We start from the raw sequence: 17,250 nt of genomic DNA on the forward strand, positions 1-17,250 counted from the left end.
CTTTCATTCTAATGACAATTTGGCAGATGAATTCTGACAGTTTTGTAAGAAAATAGAAAACGTACTTCCGACTCCGTATTCCGAAGATACCGTCATATATCCTTTTTCCTGTTCTAGAATAAGTCTCGATAAATATAGCCCAATCCCTGAACCTTCTTTATGTTCCACCCTCTTGCTCCTATAAAAACGTTTGAATATATCGGTCAATTCCTCTTTTTCAATCCCTATTCCATGATCCCGGATCTTCACCTCCGTAAATAACTCAAGCGGGCAGATTCGAATCTCAATCTGATTGTTCACATCAGAATATTTGATCGCATTCTCCAGAATATTACTGAACACCTCTGCCGTCCATTTACGATTATGCAGCAACCTACAATCCTCAAATGGCAAGGTGATGATCTGGATATTCTTCTTTTCCGCTCTCTCATAGACAGTATTCACCGCACGGGCCAGCGTCTCCTTAATCGATGTCTCCGTTACCTCAAACTGGATTGCCCCCTGCTCCAGCCGCACCATCTTGAATAGCGATTGAAGAATCCACTCAATCTTATCCATCTGCTGCTTCATCTTCACTAAAAACACTTTCTGCTGTTCGTCACTTACCTGCTCCTCCAGTAGTTCCCGCCACATCATCACATTGCTAAGCGGTGTTTTCAATTGGTGGGACATATTAGAGATCAGGCTCTTCACCTGCTCTTTCTCCCTCATAGCCTGTTCAATCTCAGACTCCATCTTTTCCTGAATCCGTATGGATTTGCCTGCCAGCGAGGATAGTTCTCCTTCCTGTATGTCAGAGATCTCAATCTCCTCCCTGTCAAGAATCTGATCCAGCATCCGGTCCAACACATGATACATCCGGATTCTCCTGCGTCGTTCAACAAGTGCTGCACTAATTGCGGCAATCAGCCCAATCCCCAGTACAATCTCTATCATCCTTATCTTTCCTTCCAAATATATCCAATTCCATGCACCGTTTTGATTCTTTCCGGATTCTTAGGATCATCTTCAATCTTCGCGCGAAGCCTTCGAATATTCACGGGAACCGTATTATCATCTACAAAACGCCCCTGACTGTCCCACACATGGGAAAGAATCTGCTCCTTTGACAAGACCTTTCCTGCATTCTCCATAAAATATCCAAGTATCTGGTATTCAATCTTACTGCATATAATCTCTGTCCCATTCTTATATACTTTACAGGTATTCCTGTCAATGGTAATTCCATTTGAAACCACCTGCAGCTGAGGCATTTCCTTAGCAATCAGCTTCTTGATCCTCGCCTTCAATACTGCCAGGGAAAACGGCTTCGACATGAAGTCATCCATTCCAAGTTCCAGTGCCTTCACCTCGTCCATCTCCGTATCTCGCGCTGTCAGCATCAATATCGGCACACTGTATGACTTCTTGATCCTGGTACACAGTTCAAACCCGCTTCCATCCGGAAGATTACAATCCAGCAGAATCAGATTGCATCCCTGGGACTCGAATATCGCATAAGCCTGTTCTACCGTATCTGCATTGATTACTTCATAACCTTCTGACTGCAGAGAAAAAGAAAGACCTTCCTGAAGATCCAGATCATCTTCCACAATTAGTATTTTATTCATGGTAATATTCTCCTAAACTTCTAATGTACGGTATAATATCTGGCAATAGTATAACATAAAGAAACCTCCCAAGAAAGTCCTGAGAGGTTCTGGTATCTATGTATGTTTTTTCTGAATGTTTTTTCTCATGCAAACAGACTCACCAGTTTCCCGATATCCATACTCAATTCTGTATCCTGTGGCTTTACTTTAGCCAGTATCGGTACCTGTGCCAGCATCTCAATCATCCGGACATTATCCTCCTGCATCACATCGCCTGTATAATGATTCAGAATAACCCCTTTCACGCTAATTCCATGCTGCCTTAAGTATTCCACCGTCAATACCACCGCATTAATGGTTCCAAGCCCCGCATCCGCAACCACTACCGTGTCCAGTTCCAGTGCACGGATTACATCTTCCAAAAGCAGCCTGCACGTCTCATCCCAACGGATCGGACACACGATTCCTCCGCTTCCTTCTACGGTAACATACTCGTATTCTTCCGTTACTTTCCGGAAATCTTCTGTCACCTTTTGAAGTTCTACCGGATTGTCTTCGATTCTGGCTGCCAGATGCGGAGACACGGCTTCTTTGTACAGATAGGAGATTAAAGTATCATCCTCCTGGGTAATGCCGGATACTTTTTTCACATAACCCGCATCACTGTCTGCAATACACTCCGCCCCGGATAACGCCGCTTTATAATACCCAGCATGATATCCGGCTTCTTTTAATTTCTTTACAATCAGAGCGGTCACATATGTCTTTCCAACGTCCGTGCCGGTTGCAGTGATGAATAATCCCTTGCCCATTATATTCTGCCTCCTATGATTTGCAGTTTCTCTATATCCAGGTTCAATAACCTGATTTCTATATCATCTACACACTTTTATTCTTATCGGCATCTCCTACTCCAGATAGAATCCGCTCTTACGAAGTCTCTGTCCTACCAAAGAAGCAAGGATACAAAGCACGAAATCCCCCGGCATATCAAGCGGAAAGCAAGATAAGAATATCACGGCCCATGTAGCCGGAGTATTCGCATAGAAATTCAAGATCATATATTTGTATACAATTCCAATCGCATATGTAACCACGAATCCCGCCAGACACGCTAGGAAATATCCTTTAAATCCGACATTTAATTTCTCCCGGATCTTCCCAGTGACATAAGCCGTTACGACAAATCCTAACAAATATCCGAAACTCGGTCTGAATACATATGCGATACCGCCGCCTGCCGCAAAGATCGGGAGTCCGATCAGGCCAAGAAATACATAGCATCCTACTGAAATTGCGCCCTTATTAGCGCCCAAAACAAGTCCCGCCAGTAAGACAAAGAAAAATTGCAAAGTGAAATAATCCATGTAAGGCACCGGTATCTGTATGAATGCTCCTATTACTACTAAAGCCGTGAACATGCCGCAGAGCACCAGGTTCTTGGTTGACATTTTTTGTGTTGATGTGTATTCCATTCTCTCTCATCCTCCTTGTATAATCCTAGATAAATATATAACAAGGATGCTATAAATGTCAACTATATTTTTAATTTAGTTGACATTTAACGCTTTTACAGTCGTTCTCTACAAAATTTATCCTGAGAGTTTCTTCCTTCATTTTTCAGCAATGACTTATGTGTATCGTAAGAACGCACCTCAATTCCAGTACATATTCTATCTCCGTAAATTTACACTCTTCCGCCTCTTCATCCTTCACATAGTTCAGATTGTCATTGAAACTTTCGGTTGTATATTCAATCGTATTTTCTTGTGGTCGCATTTGTATTCAAAAAAACTCCCGGGACAAAATCCCGAGAGATTGTAAAATTCGTATTGCATTGTCCAAAACGTCTGATTAACTCTTTGATAACTCCGAACGCCTATTTTAAGCCATTTCTCAAGCATTTGTGAGCTACATGTGTTTTACGCATATTCTCTCACTGCGTTTCCTACTGTCTCATTATATCACAACTGCTCGAACTGTACATGCTCGGATTCTCCGGACAAATATAAATCTCCGACAGTTCTCACCATCTTCTTTCCATTCACAACATGAATCTCTTTCACATAGTATGACTGTCCTCTGATAGCACGACCGCAAATGTTTTCATTTCCCCATGACGGAGAACGTCTGATATTGAGTGAACCATCACAAATTACTGTCACTTTCATTTTTCCCTGCGGGATGATGACCTCGTCCTCCGGATGTTCCTCTTCGTCCTCCTCCGGCTCTGTATTCGCCCCGTTTTCGCCGTTTTCCTGTTCTGATGGTGTATTTGTCGCCTTGTCCTCGTTTGAGGCGTTCTCGTCGTCCTCTGCGTTCTCCTGTGTGGATTCCTGTTCATTGTCTCCTGTGGCAAGTTCGCTCACATCGTCATTGACTGTCGTCATTTCCTTGAGCGTCTCTGCGTCTACTGTTCCGGTCTTGTTTCCGTCTGCATCATATGTGTTGACACTGCCGTCCGGATTTGTCTGCAACGCTCCCTCCGGAACATCATCCGTGAGTGAACCGATGACCTTTCCTGTTTCATCCCAAACAATGAGGCTCTCGTCCTTTGCTGCTGCCTTGAGTGCTGCACCAAGTTTCTTGTACTCTTTGCAGTCCTCTTTCTTGAACTCTGTTCCTTTGCCTAAATAGTATAACATGATTATCCCTCCTATTTGCTCAAATACTTGCTTGACGCATATCCGACAATGTTCTTGTAAACCACATACAACCATTTCACGCCGTTGTGGTCGTTATAATATCCATAGCACTGGACTTTCTCGCCGTTTTCCATTACCGCAAGGATTGACTTTCCTGTTCCTGCTCCCGCACTGAGATTCAATCCGGATGCAGTCACTTTATATGTTCCTGCAAGGCTCTTGTCGAATCCGTGTGCAACATCAACCTTTGTGTTGCTCTTGACTGGTGTTGTGTTGGATGCTCCCGCTCCGGATGACTTTGCACCGTCTGTGAGGTTTGTTGCTGTGTGAGCACCATCATTCAACAGAATATCTCCTGCAAGCAAGTACGCATCCGATGTCAGATATTTGTTTTCTGTCAGTACCTCGAATCCTGCTGCCTTGAGTGCTGCTCGCAGGTTTCCGGTATAACATGCCGTACTCACCTTTTTCAGTGCGTCAATCCCCAGTCTGTAACCTGCACCCTTTACGATTGCAGCGACACCGGATGAACAGTCTGCCTCACATGCAACTGTAATCTGTGCAGGGTCGAAATTTGAATCTGCAAGATTCGTCCAAAATGTGCCCCTGTGAGACTGACAATATCCGATTTTATTATTGACTGCTGCTGCCTTTGCCATGCTCGCAATCATCGCTCTCACTTTTGCGTTCGGGTGACGGAGAACGCATTTCCACGGTCTACTATACCAATTTATAACCTGCCACTCTGTACCTGTTTGATCTCCGGCTTTTCCTCCGGAGTATCTTCCGTTTTCGTCATGTCCGCAATTTGAAATCATTTGTTTTCCTCCTTGTCAAAATCGTCTGCTTTGAATCCGCACAATTCCGGATTCTTTTCTTGTATCTTGTCATATATCATCAATCCCGCCACGATTAGAGGTGTACACCACCACATCACCGCAGCAGGAATCGAAATAATGAATCCGGTCAACCTTGTTATGTGTTTCCCGAATTTTGCCTCGTCCGTGTCAGAATAGCAATCCCCGTATTCTCTCATTTCTTCCCGAATTTCTCTGTCTAAATCAAAAGAAATTTTCCAAAAATACAGATTTACCGCCACCCATACGATGACAGCGACGATTGCATATATCAGCACGATTGTGTGTACGTTTCCGGTTGCAAAATCACATATCCTTTTCAACCGTTTCACCTGCCTCACCGCTCACAAGCGTCTGCATTGCCTTGTTGTTCTCAAGCATCTTTTTCATTCTCTCAAGTGCCTCGTCGACCATCATCGAAAAAGCCTCAAAAGAAATCACTCTCGCAAGCCATGCGAACCGTGCGACGAACATATCATATACATATCGCAGTTTGATTTGACCTGTACCGCCTCCCAGTTCCTTTTCTGCCTTTGTGACTGCATAGAGCAGCCATTCTCTCACTTTGTTCAACTGTTTGTCTGACGGCATTTTCACGAAAACATATACTGCATATCCTCCCGCTGCACATACCGCAATCAGACCCACAATCACAAACCAATTCTCGACGATGTATTTCATCCTTGTACCTCCTCGTCATCCTGTTCCGGTTCGTCATTGTGTTGTATTTCTCCGTTTGACTTTGTTCCCTTGACCGTTTTCACGGACTTAATGAGTGCCATTGCACCGCCCTCAACTGAAAGAAATCTGAATACATTCTCAATCAGTGTCGACGGTTCTGAACCCATCCGCAAAAACACAAATATCATCACGACTGTAAAGATAAATGCTGCAAGAATCAAAGTGAATACAACACGTTTCATGAACAGACCGGACACCTTTTTGTCATGTCTCTCTTTTCGCTCTCTTATCCGATGCATTCTTTTCAGATGTCGGATTCTGATGCGTCGTTCCTGTTCTGTCATTCTCATGTATTGCCTCTTTTCTGTGAGGTCGATTCTTGCCCGTTTCCTGCCCTCCTGTTATCGGTCGGAATGTTGTTCTCCGTCCAGTCTCTTGTGATAACTCTTGAGTGACTGTTCCACAATGACAACACGCTCTCTCAATGTTTTCATCTCCTCACGGTTCTCTCTTGATTCCCGTTTGATGTCTTTGAGGTCGTCTGCGATGTTCTCAAGTTTCACCATCACCATTGTGTCGGTTGTTGCTCTCTGTTCCGTCTCTTCCTGCGTGTCTTTCTTCTCATTTCTCTGCTTTGAGCAGATTCCGAAAAAGATTGCACATGCAACAGATACTCCGGAGAGCAACAGGGATATTTCAATCGTCAACGGCATTCTCCTTTCCGAACTCTGTCGCCTCGATGTCGTCGATGTCGCAATATTTCCGCATGTGATATTCGAGAACATCCATCTCCTTGTCTGTCTCCTCTACCTCTTGCCGGAGTTCCGCTCTGACCGCCTCCTCGATTTTCGACTGTTCAATGATTGTTTGCTGCTTTTTCACGATTGCCGATAGATTTTCCGTCACATCACACAATCGTGATATTATTTCAAGCGGACTCATTCTGCATCACCGCCGGAGAATTTTTCTCCTGTGATGTATTCATATTCATCTGCTGAAATACTTCCTTTTGTGACACGCTCTGCGATCTGTTCCTCGGTGAGAGTGCCTTTCTTGTACATTCTTTTCAGACTTTCGACAAGCATTTTCATATTAAATCAACCCCTCCTCAATCAACTGTTGTGTGTATTCGTCGATGACTGCATCTTTCTGAAACTGTGTCACGGATTCAACGATTCCTGTTGTGTTGGATGCAACAACCTCCTGCATGAGCGTCAATCTGTCATATTCCTCCCGTGACATTTCACGCTCCTCTCGCTGCCATCCGGTGATTTTCTTTCCGTCTGCATCCTCTTTCGTTGCTTTCTTGATATTGCGTCTCTGATATACCGTTGTCGGTGACGCTGTTGTGTCGAACTCCTCCGGCTGTTCTGCCTCCGTTCCGAACACTTCTCTCCATTCTTTCATGTTTTTCTCGCTCCTTTCGCTTTGAATGTTTGCTAACTATTTTCTTTAATTTCTTAACATTCACATAAGGCTTGACCCTTTGCAGGTACATGTCGTATGTGTCTGTATTGCTCAAGTAACCCATGTATGACAGAATTGCGGTTGCATCGTACCATGTGATTTTCTCTTTCTTTGCGACACGGTTGACTTTCCGTGTGCAACTCAACATGATGCTTTCCCGCAGAATCGTCTTGTCGTGATAGAACTGGAATCCCATGAAATCGAGTGGTCTCCCTTTTCTCTTTCCGGTCTTTTTCTCTGTGTAATCGAACCGGAACACCTGCCAGTTTCCTTTCATCTGCAAGTTGAACTTTTCTCTCAAGAATCTCTCAATCTCCTGCTGCATCCTGTGGAGTTCCTTTTTGTTCTTTCCGAACACCACCATATCATCCATATACCGGATATAATGCACCGCTTTCAACTGTTCTTTGATGAAATGGTCGAGAGGCTGCAACATGAAATTTGACAACCACTGCGATGTGTAAAACCCTAAAGGCAACCCGACCTCGCTCCCGTCAATTATCAGTTCGAGGATGTACAACATTCTCTCGTCTCTGATTTTCTTCTTGAGCCACGCTTTCAAGACATCATGGTCAACACTCTCGAAAAAGTGTCGAATATCCATCTTGAGAACATATTTGCAGTTCTTTTTGTCTCGCTGAATCCACCTCTCGATGTACTTTTTCCCATAATGAGCACCCCTGTTCGGTACGCTCCCACACGAGAACTCATACATCCCTTTCATGAAAATGTCATAACACGCAGAGACGACAATGTGGTGAATCACCTGCTCATAATTGTATCGAGGTTTCTCAATCATTCTCACTTTTCTGCTCGTTCCCTCGTTGATGCAGACTTTCCCGTGTCTTGATGGTTTCCATGCCTTTTCCGGATGCGGTACGTCGTACCCCTCCGGTGCAGTGTTCTCAAGTTGCTCGACGACGTTCTTGACATGTCTCTGAATGTTGGTCGGCTCTAATATCACCGCAACGTCCGGACGCTCTGTCTTGCCCTTTGCTGCTTTATGAAATTTTTGCTCAACATTGCTATGTTCTAACATAGGCTTGTACAGGTTATTGACGGATTTCTTTCCCATCTTTCTTATCACCTCAAGGTCTTTCTGATATTCTTACTCGACCCTGCCTGCATCGGTATCATTTCCACTGGTTAGGTGTATTTCAACACCCTGCGGTGTAGGAAAAAGGTGTGCTTTTGGTTAAATGCTCCATAATTTGATAAGATTGGCTCGCCACGATGTTCGTGTTCACGTTCGTCGCAGGGTTGTTCACATTCCAGTACGACAAACCGCACTTCGACCCGTTGCCACGGTTGCCACCGAACAGGGCAAGGACGCACACCGATTCCCCTGTCATGTCAAGGTCATCTTTTTGTCATGTCGGAGATTCTATCACAATTTTTTCTGTTTGTGTCGGATGTGCCTCCCGTTTCCATCATCGTGGAAAATCCTTGTCATACCGTACACCTCGGAGGGTAAACCCTCCGAACCTCCCTTTTTATTGCGGGGGAGTATCTCCCCCGTTCCCCCTCGCTGCTTACGCAGCAGCAACAGGCGGTTTACAAGAAAGGCTCGCCACGAAGACCGGGTCCACGCTCGTCGCAGGGTTGTACACATTCCAGCACGACAAACCGCACCTCGACCCGTTGCCACGGTAGCCACCGAACAGGGCAACTGCAACGATCGTATTGTTGAACCATAACCCATCACATTCGTATGTGGTCTCACTTCCGGATGCAACGGTCGGGATTCTTCCGATGTCGGATGCCATTTCCATTCTTGAACAGTAGCCTCCGGATGTTCCGGACGGTGTCAGTCCTGTGTTTGTGTACCCCGCACCTGTTGAGTTGTACGGAGGAACTGCTTTCACATGATACACTCCGTTGATAAGCAGCAGACCTCTCAAACGTTTCCAGTAGTTCGCAAAGAAATTCTCGCAGTAAAATACTTTGACTGCCTGTGTGGTCGATGTATAACCGAAAAACTGTCCTTTTCCGTTGAGTGTTCCGGTCTGCAAGAAATTGTCGGACTGACTGTTTCCATTTCCAAACTTGCCCTGTGAGTTGGTGCTGCATGTAATCATCGTACACATTTCATACATGAGGTTGATTTCAGAAAATGACTGTTTATCCCATCTGTCACCGTTCTGCTTTGCTGCGGTCGTCTCCTGCTCGTCTGTCATGGACGCTGTCGGTGTGAGACCGGAGAGCGAACGCATCCTATTGTTGACAACCGAACCCTCGTACATCGGGAAATATGTCACGGGCAGGACATTTCCGTCTGCGTCGGTGTGTGCGTATGCTTTGTATGTGTCATCGTACTGCTCCTCACAGAACACAACAAAATGATAATTGTTCTGTGTCCATCTCTTGACCCAAATCAGAGGAATCTCGGACATTGCATTTCCACCGTATGATGTTTTTGCGATGTCCGATGCTCCTCCGTTCAGCTTGAGAGCATGGTTTTCATGATTCAGTTCATAGTCAACCGTTCCGTCAGTTCTTACCATGACCGGACGGTTTTTCTTTACGAACCAAATATCTCCCCAGTCTCCATAATCGAACCCGCCTCCTGCGAAATTCATTCCTGCGGGTGTCATTCCAACCGCATCATAAAGATATTTGACACGGGTTGCCGGATTGCTGTCGAGGAGGTTGATTCTCATTCCGTATCTTTTCGGTTTTGCCTTTGCGTCCTCGATAATTTTCTTTGTGTTGGAAAGAATCTCCTGCGACGTGGATTCTTTCGCCATGAATATTCTGTCACCTGCTGCCATTATTCACTTGCCTCCTTTGTGATTTCCTCAAAATACAACGTACCGTTTGAGATACCCATTCGATACTTGATTTGTGTCGCATCGTCCTCCAGTTCGACAGTCGTTGCCAGTGCTTTCATTTCTGCAAGCAACTCCGTTCCCTTTTTTACCATGTCGTCATAGTACGTTTTTGCATCTTCGTCCATTCCGGTCTTGATTTCTCTGACCTCCTCGATGTCAAATGCGACAGGGAGGCTCATGAACTCGGTCGAACCGTTACCGATTCGGATGATTCTGTGACCGCTTGTCGTGGTTTCGAGACCCAGTTCTCCATCATCGAGAACCCTCTTGCTCTCCGTCCACTCTGCGGTCGTTCCCTTTTTCAGAGTGATTGTTGCTGTTGCCATTCTTTTTCACCTCTTTCTCAAATTGTGTGTGACGTTCCTGCGATATACTTGTCATAATCGGTCGTGAACGGTGTTCCTCCCTTGACAAGCAGGAGGTCGGTTGATTTTGGTGTTCCTCCATCCACATTGATGTTAATGTCCGTCTCAAGTTCTCTGATGCGTTCATAATAGTCTTTGACTGCTGCCAGTATCGCATCAAGACCGGACTGACTGATGATGATTTTGTTTGCCTCCTCGGTCGCTGTCAGACATTTCTTTGTCTGCTCGATTGCTGCCTCCATCGCCTCGACGCATTTTGCGATCGCCTTTGCGGTGTCATCCTCTCTCCGGCTCTCTTTGATTTCTCTTGCCTTTTCAGTAGCCTCTCTCAACCGCTCCTGTGCCTGTCTGACCGCCTCTGCTGCATCAATGGTGTTCTGTGTGTCCTGTGCGATTTGCAGAGCCTCTCTCGCTGCTGCAATGGTGTTCTCCAGTCTTGTGTATTCTCCGGAGTGAATGATTTCCGATTCATCCCGCTGTGACGGAAAAATCTCCATCTCAAACGTCGCACTCGTCAGCAATGCACCATTTTGATACAACTGCACCTCACACAACGCTGTTCCGTGAACCTGCAACATGCCTCTTGTGAGAGGAATGAGAGCCTCATTTCCGGACTTTTCTCCATCGTTGTGAACGTGTGTCTTGTCTGGTTTGGTCATGTTGATAATGACCTCCACATTGTCCGGTATCTCATACACGACACCGTCCTCCATGAGTGTCACTCCGATGTACCGTGTTCCCATGTCCATCTGTTTCGCTGCGACTGCAAAATGCTGTGTGTCTCCATACAAATCCACTTTGATGTGTCTAATGATTTCCAATTTTCTCACCTCCTCATGACAATTCTTGCTCGGTTCTCTGAACCTCCTCGAATGACAGTCTTGTGTTTGCCAGTTCGACCTTGTTCTTTTCTTTCGTCAACGGGTATTCATAGAATTTCACAATCCTGTGGCTCTCACGGATTCCCGTTGACTTGGAGATCAGCAGCACCGTGTCTCCCAGTGCTATACTGAACACCTCTTTGTACTGTTCTTTTTTCTCCTCGTCCTGCACTGCCTCAACAAGATTGATGATTTCTGCTGTGTACGACCTGTATGGTTTGGAAAGTTCGTCCAGTTTCGCCTCCGCATCCTCTTTCAGTGATTCCGCATCCGTGTATCTTTCATCTTTCCACGTCATCGTTTTCACTTTCTTTGAATACTGGTGATTCTCAACATAATTTTTCCCGTCGATATTCAGCATCAATCCATCTTTCCCTATCGGAATGAGCCTTGTTGCAAAGTCGTATGAGTTTGACTGCACCTGCAACCGCTTGAGGTTCAGACGTTCAATGAAATATGCTCCTCTGTCCTCTCCGTATTTCTCATATACCGAAATTCCCTTGTTCAGAGAATCGAACACCATCTCGCATCTATACGTTGTAATTGCCTGTTGAGCGACATCCCATGCAGAACAGTTCTGCTCTATCCGGATTGTTCTCTTTTTGGAAACATCGCACCGGATGACTTTCCATCCAGTTCCGTCGATTGCCTCTGTTAGACATTCATCGACCGTCTTTTCCACAGTCTCAAATCCCTGCGGATATTGTTTGCCCTCCAGTTCCTCGACGTTCAATGTTCCGGTGCATTTGTACCATTCCCCGCTCGGCTCGACCTGCTTGATAACAAATTCGTCCGTGTCGGTTCTGATATATCCCTCCTCTTTGATGTCCGCTGCATACCTGTTTGTCTTTCGGAACTCGAATGTGATTTCCTTATCTCCGGTCTTGAGAGTGCTTGTGATGCACGTTTCTTTTATTCCGGATAAAATACACACCTTTTCGTGTGAATCATTGTACAAATCCATCTGACCGCCTCCTATAACCACATAGGTTTATACTGCAATGTGACAAGTGCGTTATTGTCAGAGAAAATGAGATGATGTTCCTTTTCCTGCCCTGTTGTGAGATACGGAAATTCCATCAATGACACATCCTTGAACTTGTTCTCTCCGTCCATCGTTGCGAATCCTGTTTCTCCGTCAATGATGACGGTTGCTCCTCTCGGAATCGTGTCGATAATAATTTCACCGCAGGAAAGACCGTTGATTCTTAACTGCTCAATGTACTCCGTTGCTGTGATTGTCAGTCTGCACGGTGTCGCCCTGTTTCCCTGTGCCTCAAATATTGCCTCATACACTCCCTGCCAGTTCAAACTCACTTCGTCGCTGAACCAGTACCCCGTGAATTTGAACTCTGCTGTGTACCGTGTTTTCGTTATTGTCTTGCTCAACGAGTTCCCCGTCATATATGCCTTAAAATGGCGACTGTACCCGTCCAGTGTAAGGACAACACCTTTCTGCAACTCTGCATTGAAATCACTGACATGTTTTTGAATCTCGTCTCTGTCTTTTCCTCTGAACAGGACTGTCACTGTCAGTCCGGACAATGGTGTGTATGTTTCGGATTCCGACGGTATCAATGCCCCGTCGAACATCTCCACCGTCACCCCCGTCTGTGGAGGCTCGAAATCAACTGTCAACTGCTTTGCATCGAATGACCGAATGTCTATGCTGTCAATTTTCATGTCCTCACCTCCGTTTTTTTGTTGCTATTGCAAGATTATCACTGACCTTTTCGGTCGTTCTGCTTGCCACTTCGTCTCCGTCAATATAGTTGTGAACCTCGATAAAAGCGTTCACATTCTGATTGATCGCTTTCAGCTTTCGGTCAAGCATTGAGTTCAATTCTGTGTAGAACTCTGCAAGTGGCAAGATCGCCTCGTCACCCGCCTCGCCTCCTACCATGAGGCTGTTTCCGTTGATTCCGAACACTGTCGGATTTGTCATAATACCACCGGATTTATACCACTGAATCGAAAACGACGGGAGCGAACCTTTTCCTCCAATTCCGAACGGTGCTTTTCCTCCGCTCACGCTAATATGGGGCAGGTTTAAGTGTGGCAATGACCATTTAAAATTGAACACGCCCTTGATTTTTTCAATCACGCTTGAAACGGTTGACTTTGCACTCTCAAGTTTTGATGAAAATGTTCCCTTAATTCCGTCGAGTACAGATGAAACGGTTGACTTTGCTGCTCCCATTTTTGACGAAAAAGCAGACTTGATGCTGTCAAGTTTCCCGCCTGTCAGAGTGTTCGCCGTACTCATGAGAGAGTTCATCGTGTCTTTTATGCCCGTAAATGTAGCAGACACAATCCCTTTGATTCCCCCGCCTTTTTCATTGTATGCGGATTTCATGTGGTCGAGTTTTGTTGATACATTGGACTTTGCCGTCTCCATGAGTGAGGTTGCCTTGTCCTTTATATTTGTAAAATCCGTCGACCATTTCGTTTTTATCTCCGAAACCTTTGAGGAAAATCCGGATTTGATTTCCGTCAATTTATTCGATGCATTATTTTTCCATTCCGTCATTTTTGTGGTGGCGGTGGTTTTCATATTCTCCCAACCTGTTGAAACATTTGACTCGATGTCTGAAACCTTTGTTGAGAAATTTGTTTTTATTTCATTCAGTTTGTTTGATGCGTTGGTTTTCCATTCCGTCATTTTTGTGGTGGCGGTGGTTTTCATATTCTCCCAACCATCGGAAACCTTTGTTTTTATTTCCGATGTCTTTTCAGAGAATTTTGATTTGATTTCAGAGAGTTTTCCTCCGGATAAATTATCAACGAATGTGAATCCTGCTGAATAATAACCTTTGATTCCCTCCCATCCGGCAGCAACAACGCCCTTGATACCGCCTCCGTTTTCTTCATAGGCGGTTTTCATGTTCCCCAGTTTTTCCTTTGCCGTTTCGGTCGCTGCCGACATGACATTGTGAACCGTGTCCTTTACGCCGTTGAATACTTTTGATGCAGCTTGTCCGATTGTACTGTTCTTGATGCTGTCTCCGATTTCTTTAACCTTATTCGTGACCGCCTCTTTCGCTTTCGTGAATGCTCCCGTGATGGTCTCTTTGATTGCATTGAATTTTTCTTTGATGTTGCCCCACAATTCGGACAATTTTTCTTTGACCTTATCCCAGTTTTTATATAGGGCGACGCCTGCTGCAATCAGTCCGGCAATCAGTGTCACAATCAAAATAATCGGACACAAGTTCATAACTGCATTGAGTGCCGTTTGTGCCACCGTCATTCCTCCGGTTGTTGCCGTGGCTGCTGTTGTGGCTGCCGTATGTGCTGCCGTGGCTGCTGTTCCTGCCGTATCTGCTGCCGTTCCTGCTGCCGTGGCTGCTGTCTTTGCCGTAATCTTTGCGATTATCTTTGCAGCTCCGGACACAAATTTCTGTCCGGTTGTTACCGTGTCAGAGATTCCCTTTGCCACTTTTCCGAATCCGATTGACAACGGACCGATAGCAGCGACCACAAGACCAACTTTTAGAACTGTTTCTTGCTGTGCCGGAGAGAGCGACGTGAACCATTGTGTCAACTCTTGAATCTTTCCGGTCAATTTTTCAATCATAGGTGCTGCGGATGTCTGTGCTGTGGATGCCAGTGTCGACAACGCCAGTTTTGCGTTGTTCATCGCAACCTTTGCATTGTCAATCGGGTCGAGTGTTCCGTTGTAGGTGTCCTCGACTGTTGAACCGTATTCCTCCATTGATGACGAAAGACTGGTGAGGTCAATTCTGTTCTCACGAATTGCCTTTGTCATTTCCGCAGCACCTTTTTTTCCAAACAATTCCGTTGCAATCTGCATCGCCTCGGTCTCTGTCTTTGCGTTCTTGATGCTACCGATAGTATCTGACAACGCCTCGTCCATTGATTTTCCCTCTGATGTGGCGTTCTGTAATGCTTTTTTCAGACCTGCCATTGCTTGAGTTGAATCAACACCGTTTGCGTCGAATTGAGCCATCAAATTGATTGCTTGAGGCAATGACAATCCCATTTCTTTGAATTGTGCGTTATTGTCGAGGACATATCCCTCTAATGTATCAACAGAGATTCCGGTTTCCTGTGCCTTTGCCGTGAGCAATCCTAATAGATTCCCCGTCTGTGATGCATCGACGTTCCACGCTTTCATGATTTTGTCAACTTGGTCAACTGACTGTGTGACGTTTGTTCCGTTGATTGTTGCAAACTGTATGAACTGTTTAGAGGTCTTTTCAAGTTCCGTTCCGGTTGTATGGAATCTTGTGTTGACTTCTCCGATTGCCTCTCCTACCGTTGACATATCCTCCGGCATTGTTCCGAAAACATTATCCGCAGACTTTGTCAATCCCTCAAGTGCCTCTCCGGTTGCTCCGGTCTTTGTCACTATGGTGTCATAACCCTCGTCGAGTTCCGTGAATGCTTTGATTGATGCTGCACCAATACCTGCAATTCCGGCAGAGACAACTGACATTTTCTTTCCGAAACTCTCCATCTTTGTTCCCGCCGTATCGCAAGCGGTCGCAAATTTTTCAAGTTTATTGTCTTTCAACTGTTCATTAACGTTTTTCAGTTCTGCCTCCATGTTCATGAGGGCAGTTTTTGACTTTTCCGTCTTTACCGTCTGATTTGCAAGTGCAGTCTCCGTCTTTCCGATTGCTGTCTCATTTGCAGTGAACTCTTTCTCTAACTTGTCAAGTTCCTCTTTGAGTACCTTTGACTGCTCGGAGTTCTTTCCGGTCTCTGCTGTTGATTTCTCATAAGCCTCTTTTGCAGCATCAATCTTTGTTTTGAGTTCCTCCTGCTTTGTCTTTTGGTCTGACAGTTTCTTTGTCAACTTTTCCTGCTGCTCACTGTTTAACTGCACGATGTTCTTTTGCACTGTTATCTTTTGAGTGAGCGATTCGGCTTTTGCCTTGAGGCTGTCTGTCTCTGAACCGAACAACTTTGCTTTTGTTGCTGCTGTCGTATATTCCGCAGACAAGACTTTCATCTGCGATGCTGCCGATTTCATTTGTGATTGATAGCTGCTCGAATCTGCCGATATTTTGACGCTTGTATAAGCCATTCGGTCGCCTCCTCTCCTACTGATTTTCGTTTATTGTGTCTAATTCAAATTTTAAATAGTCCAATAACGTGACAATGTTTTCTTTCATGCATTGACTGTATGAGTTTTTCAATAGTCGAATCGCAATTTTTACAACACGATCAACAATTTCCCCGCAGACTTTCCATTGATTTTCCTCCGGTTGTTCCTCTTCCTCATAACCGTTTTCACGGTCATATTCATCGAATGCGGATGTCTCTTTCTCTATCTGCTCAACCTCAACAATGTTCAACATCTTCTCTGCAATGATGTTCTGCATGATAAAATGAACCGTCTTGATTGCCGTCAGAAATTCAACTGCATCAATCTCCCCAACTGCTGCAAGCGACAGTTCATTCCCGAACATCTCCTGCATTATCTTTTTGTTGAAAAACATCACTCCGGAAAATGCCTCCGTGTCATTTTTCTCCATGAGATTGATATATTTTTTATATTGTTCTACTGTTACGGAATTGATGAAAAGCCTTTTTCCTTTGCAAGTGATTTCGATTTCCGGTATCACTTGCCACTCTGAAAATTTTTCTCGATGTTCTCCATTCTCTTTGTGAGTTCGTCGGCAATTCCCATGTCAATGAACTGGAACTCAAGAATCAATCCCGCTGCATCAAGTCCGGTCTCCGGATTCTTTAATTCCTCAATGGTGAACTGGTCTCCGTATGCCTTGCAGATAAAAAGACCCATCGCCTCGATGTCCTGTTTTGAATATCTCTGTTTTGCGTCGACAACCTCTGCAAGTTCAAGATATTCCGTGTATGTGTCGATTGACATTTTCGGCATTGTAAACTCTTTATTATTGACTATTATTTTTCTTTTCATGTTTTATCCTCCTGTTATATATC

At 45.0% G+C, this 17,250-nt stretch carries 22 protein-coding genes; all 22 read right to left on the reverse strand.

Annotation, left to right across the window (positions count from 1 at the left end):
• Positions 1 to 3: 3 nt before the first annotated feature.
• The 22 genes from ACQRBN_RS13950 to gpG all read right to left on the reverse strand — a co-directional run bounded on the left by ACQRBN_RS13950 (position 4) and on the right by gpG (position 17,227).
• Positions 4 to 936, reverse strand: a complete 933-nt coding sequence (locus ACQRBN_RS13950; RefSeq protein WP_427739613.1) for a sensor histidine kinase — start codon at positions 934 to 936, stop codon at positions 4 to 6.
• A 2-nt stretch (positions 937 to 938) separates the two neighbouring features.
• The gene (locus ACQRBN_RS13955; protein WP_427739614.1) at positions 939 to 1,610 is read right to left on the reverse strand and encodes a response regulator transcription factor; all 672 of its coding nucleotides are present in this window, start codon (positions 1,608 to 1,610) and stop codon (positions 939 to 941) included.
• A gap of 125 nt (positions 1,611 to 1,735) precedes the next feature.
• Positions 1,736 to 2,404, reverse strand: coding sequence for a dethiobiotin synthase (gene bioD / locus ACQRBN_RS13960; RefSeq protein WP_427739615.1), 669 nt, complete (start codon positions 2,402 to 2,404; stop codon positions 1,736 to 1,738).
• 96 nt (positions 2,405 to 2,500) lie between these two features.
• Positions 2,501 to 3,067 carry a biotin transporter BioY gene (locus ACQRBN_RS13965; protein ID WP_427739616.1) on the reverse strand — a complete coding sequence of 189 codons (567 nt, stop codon included), beginning with the start codon at positions 3,065 to 3,067 and terminating at the stop codon, positions 2,501 to 2,503.
• A 489-nt stretch (positions 3,068 to 3,556) separates the two neighbouring features.
• Positions 3,557 to 4,237, reverse strand: a complete 681-nt coding sequence (locus tag ACQRBN_RS13970) for a hypothetical protein (protein WP_427739617.1) — start codon at positions 4,235 to 4,237, stop codon at positions 3,557 to 3,559.
• Between the two features lie 11 nt (positions 4,238 to 4,248).
• Entirely contained in the window at positions 4,249 to 5,055 is an 807-nt protein-coding gene (locus ACQRBN_RS13975; protein WP_427739618.1) for an SH3 domain-containing protein, read from the reverse strand.
• Positions 5,052 to 5,417, reverse strand: a complete 366-nt coding sequence (locus tag ACQRBN_RS13980) for a hypothetical protein (RefSeq protein ID WP_427739620.1) — start codon at positions 5,415 to 5,417, stop codon at positions 5,052 to 5,054. The genes ACQRBN_RS13975 and ACQRBN_RS13980 overlap by 4 nt, the downstream gene beginning before the upstream one ends.
• The gene (locus tag ACQRBN_RS13985; RefSeq protein ID WP_071144194.1) at positions 5,401 to 5,775 is read right to left on the reverse strand and encodes a hypothetical protein; all 375 of its coding nucleotides are present in this window, start codon (positions 5,773 to 5,775) and stop codon (positions 5,401 to 5,403) included. Before ACQRBN_RS13985 ends, ACQRBN_RS13980 begins: the two co-directional genes overlap by 17 nt.
• Positions 5,772 to 6,125: a hypothetical protein gene (locus tag ACQRBN_RS13990; protein ID WP_242953132.1), complete on the reverse strand. Its 354-nt coding sequence runs from the start codon at positions 6,123 to 6,125 to the stop codon at positions 5,772 to 5,774. Before ACQRBN_RS13990 ends, ACQRBN_RS13985 begins: the two co-directional genes overlap by 4 nt.
• A gap of 51 nt (positions 6,126 to 6,176) precedes the next feature.
• Positions 6,177 to 6,482 (reverse strand): hypothetical protein, encoded by a 306-nt coding sequence (locus tag ACQRBN_RS13995; protein WP_173717170.1) that lies wholly within the window; start codon positions 6,480 to 6,482, stop codon positions 6,177 to 6,179.
• Positions 6,472 to 6,717: a hypothetical protein gene (locus tag ACQRBN_RS14000; RefSeq protein ID WP_427739621.1), complete on the reverse strand. Its 246-nt coding sequence runs from the start codon at positions 6,715 to 6,717 to the stop codon at positions 6,472 to 6,474. Before ACQRBN_RS14000 ends, ACQRBN_RS13995 begins: the two co-directional genes overlap by 11 nt.
• Positions 6,714 to 6,866, reverse strand: a complete 153-nt coding sequence (locus tag ACQRBN_RS14005) for an XkdX family protein (RefSeq protein ID WP_427739623.1) — start codon at positions 6,864 to 6,866, stop codon at positions 6,714 to 6,716. Before ACQRBN_RS14005 ends, ACQRBN_RS14000 begins: the two co-directional genes overlap by 4 nt.
• 1 nt (position 6,867) lies before the next feature.
• Positions 6,868 to 7,017, reverse strand: a complete 150-nt coding sequence (locus ACQRBN_RS14010; RefSeq protein ID WP_004605279.1) for a hypothetical protein — start codon at positions 7,015 to 7,017, stop codon at positions 6,868 to 6,870.
• Between the two features lies 1 nt (position 7,018).
• On the reverse strand, positions 7,019 to 8,317 hold the full coding sequence (locus tag ACQRBN_RS14015; protein WP_320852681.1) for an RNA-directed DNA polymerase: 1,299 nt from the start codon (positions 8,315 to 8,317) through the stop codon (positions 7,019 to 7,021).
• Between the two features lie 457 nt (positions 8,318 to 8,774).
• Entirely contained in the window at positions 8,775 to 10,013 is a 1,239-nt protein-coding gene (locus ACQRBN_RS14020) for a hypothetical protein (RefSeq protein ID WP_427739625.1), read from the reverse strand.
• Positions 10,013 to 10,399, reverse strand: a complete 387-nt coding sequence (locus ACQRBN_RS14025; protein WP_055062296.1) for a hypothetical protein — start codon at positions 10,397 to 10,399, stop codon at positions 10,013 to 10,015. Before ACQRBN_RS14025 ends, ACQRBN_RS14020 begins: the two co-directional genes overlap by 1 nt.
• A gap of 17 nt (positions 10,400 to 10,416) precedes the next feature.
• A complete protein-coding gene (locus tag ACQRBN_RS14030; RefSeq protein WP_427739626.1) occupies positions 10,417 to 11,268 on the reverse strand; it encodes a BppU family phage baseplate upper protein in 852 nt (283 codons plus the stop codon).
• A 4-nt stretch (positions 11,269 to 11,272) separates the two neighbouring features.
• Positions 11,273 to 12,283: a phage tail protein gene (locus ACQRBN_RS14035; RefSeq protein WP_207724089.1), complete on the reverse strand. Its 1,011-nt coding sequence runs from the start codon at positions 12,281 to 12,283 to the stop codon at positions 11,273 to 11,275.
• 11 nt (positions 12,284 to 12,294) lie between these two features.
• Positions 12,295 to 13,002: a phage distal tail protein gene (locus ACQRBN_RS14040; protein ID WP_427739627.1), complete on the reverse strand. Its 708-nt coding sequence runs from the start codon at positions 13,000 to 13,002 to the stop codon at positions 12,295 to 12,297.
• A gap of 4 nt (positions 13,003 to 13,006) precedes the next feature.
• Complete coding sequence (locus tag ACQRBN_RS14045) at positions 13,007 to 16,372, reverse strand: phage tail tape measure protein (RefSeq protein ID WP_427739628.1); 3,366 nt, start codon at positions 16,370 to 16,372, stop codon at positions 13,007 to 13,009.
• Between the two features lie 16 nt (positions 16,373 to 16,388).
• Positions 16,389 to 16,787 (reverse strand): hypothetical protein, encoded by a 399-nt coding sequence (locus ACQRBN_RS14050; protein ID WP_427739629.1) that lies wholly within the window; start codon positions 16,785 to 16,787, stop codon positions 16,389 to 16,391.
• A 122-nt stretch (positions 16,788 to 16,909) separates the two neighbouring features.
• The gene (gene gpG / locus ACQRBN_RS14055) at positions 16,910 to 17,227 is read right to left on the reverse strand and encodes a phage tail assembly chaperone G (RefSeq protein WP_427739630.1); all 318 of its coding nucleotides are present in this window, start codon (positions 17,225 to 17,227) and stop codon (positions 16,910 to 16,912) included.
• Positions 17,228 to 17,250 lie beyond the last annotated feature (23 nt).

This window comes from Bariatricus sp. SGI.154 (assembly GCF_050313795.1).
Taxonomy (GTDB): Bacteria; Bacillota; Clostridia; order Lachnospirales; family Lachnospiraceae; genus CAMBRQ01.

Bases quoted from the DNA above. Each gene is read 5' to 3' on its own strand.
- ACQRBN_RS14010 (WP_004605279.1), bottom strand. From the start codon at position 7,017: ATGTCACGGGAGGAATATGACAGATTGACGCTCATGCAGGAGGTTGTT.
- ACQRBN_RS13975 (WP_427739618.1), bottom strand. From the start codon at position 5,055: ATGATTTCAAATTGCGGACATGACGAAAACGGAAGATACTCCGGAGGA.
- ACQRBN_RS14050 (WP_427739629.1), bottom strand. From the start codon at position 16,787: ATGTTTTTCAACAAAAAGATAATGCAGGAGATGTTCGGGAATGAACTG.
- ACQRBN_RS13965 (WP_427739616.1), bottom strand. From the start codon at position 3,067: ATGGAATACACATCAACACAAAAAATGTCAACCAAGAACCTGGTGCTC.
- ACQRBN_RS14005 (WP_427739623.1), bottom strand. From the start codon at position 6,866: ATGAAAATGCTTGTCGAAAGTCTGAAAAGAATGTACAAGAAAGGCACT.
- ACQRBN_RS13955 (WP_427739614.1), bottom strand. From the start codon at position 1,610: ATGAATAAAATACTAATTGTGGAAGATGATCTGGATCTTCAGGAAGGT.
- ACQRBN_RS13970 (WP_427739617.1), bottom strand. From the start codon at position 4,237: ATGTTATACTATTTAGGCAAAGGAACAGAGTTCAAGAAAGAGGACTGC.
- ACQRBN_RS14000 (WP_427739621.1), bottom strand. From the start codon at position 6,717: ATGAGTCCGCTTGAAATAATATCACGATTGTGTGATGTGACGGAAAAT.
- ACQRBN_RS14045 (WP_427739628.1), bottom strand. From the start codon at position 16,372: ATGGCTTATACAAGCGTCAAAATATCGGCAGATTCGAGCAGCTATCAA.
- ACQRBN_RS14025 (WP_055062296.1), bottom strand. From the start codon at position 10,399: ATGGCAACAGCAACAATCACTCTGAAAAAGGGAACGACCGCAGAGTGG.
- ACQRBN_RS13950 (WP_427739613.1), bottom strand. From the start codon at position 936: ATGATAGAGATTGTACTGGGGATTGGGCTGATTGCCGCAATTAGTGCA.
- bioD (WP_427739615.1), bottom strand. From the start codon at position 2,404: ATGGGCAAGGGATTATTCATCACTGCAACCGGCACGGACGTTGGAAAG.
- ACQRBN_RS14035 (WP_207724089.1), bottom strand. From the start codon at position 12,283: ATGGATTTGTACAATGATTCACACGAAAAGGTGTGTATTTTATCCGGA.
- ACQRBN_RS14020 (WP_427739625.1), bottom strand. From the start codon at position 10,013: ATGGCAGCAGGTGACAGAATATTCATGGCGAAAGAATCCACGTCGCAG.
- ACQRBN_RS13985 (WP_071144194.1), bottom strand. From the start codon at position 5,775: ATGAAATACATCGTCGAGAATTGGTTTGTGATTGTGGGTCTGATTGCG.
- ACQRBN_RS13990 (WP_242953132.1), bottom strand. From the start codon at position 6,125: ATGAGAATGACAGAACAGGAACGACGCATCAGAATCCGACATCTGAAA.
- gpG (WP_427739630.1), bottom strand. From the start codon at position 17,227: ATGAAAAGAAAAATAATAGTCAATAATAAAGAGTTTACAATGCCGAAA.
- ACQRBN_RS14015 (WP_320852681.1), bottom strand. From the start codon at position 8,317: ATGGGAAAGAAATCCGTCAATAACCTGTACAAGCCTATGTTAGAACAT.
- ACQRBN_RS14040 (WP_427739627.1), bottom strand. From the start codon at position 13,002: ATGAAAATTGACAGCATAGACATTCGGTCATTCGATGCAAAGCAGTTG.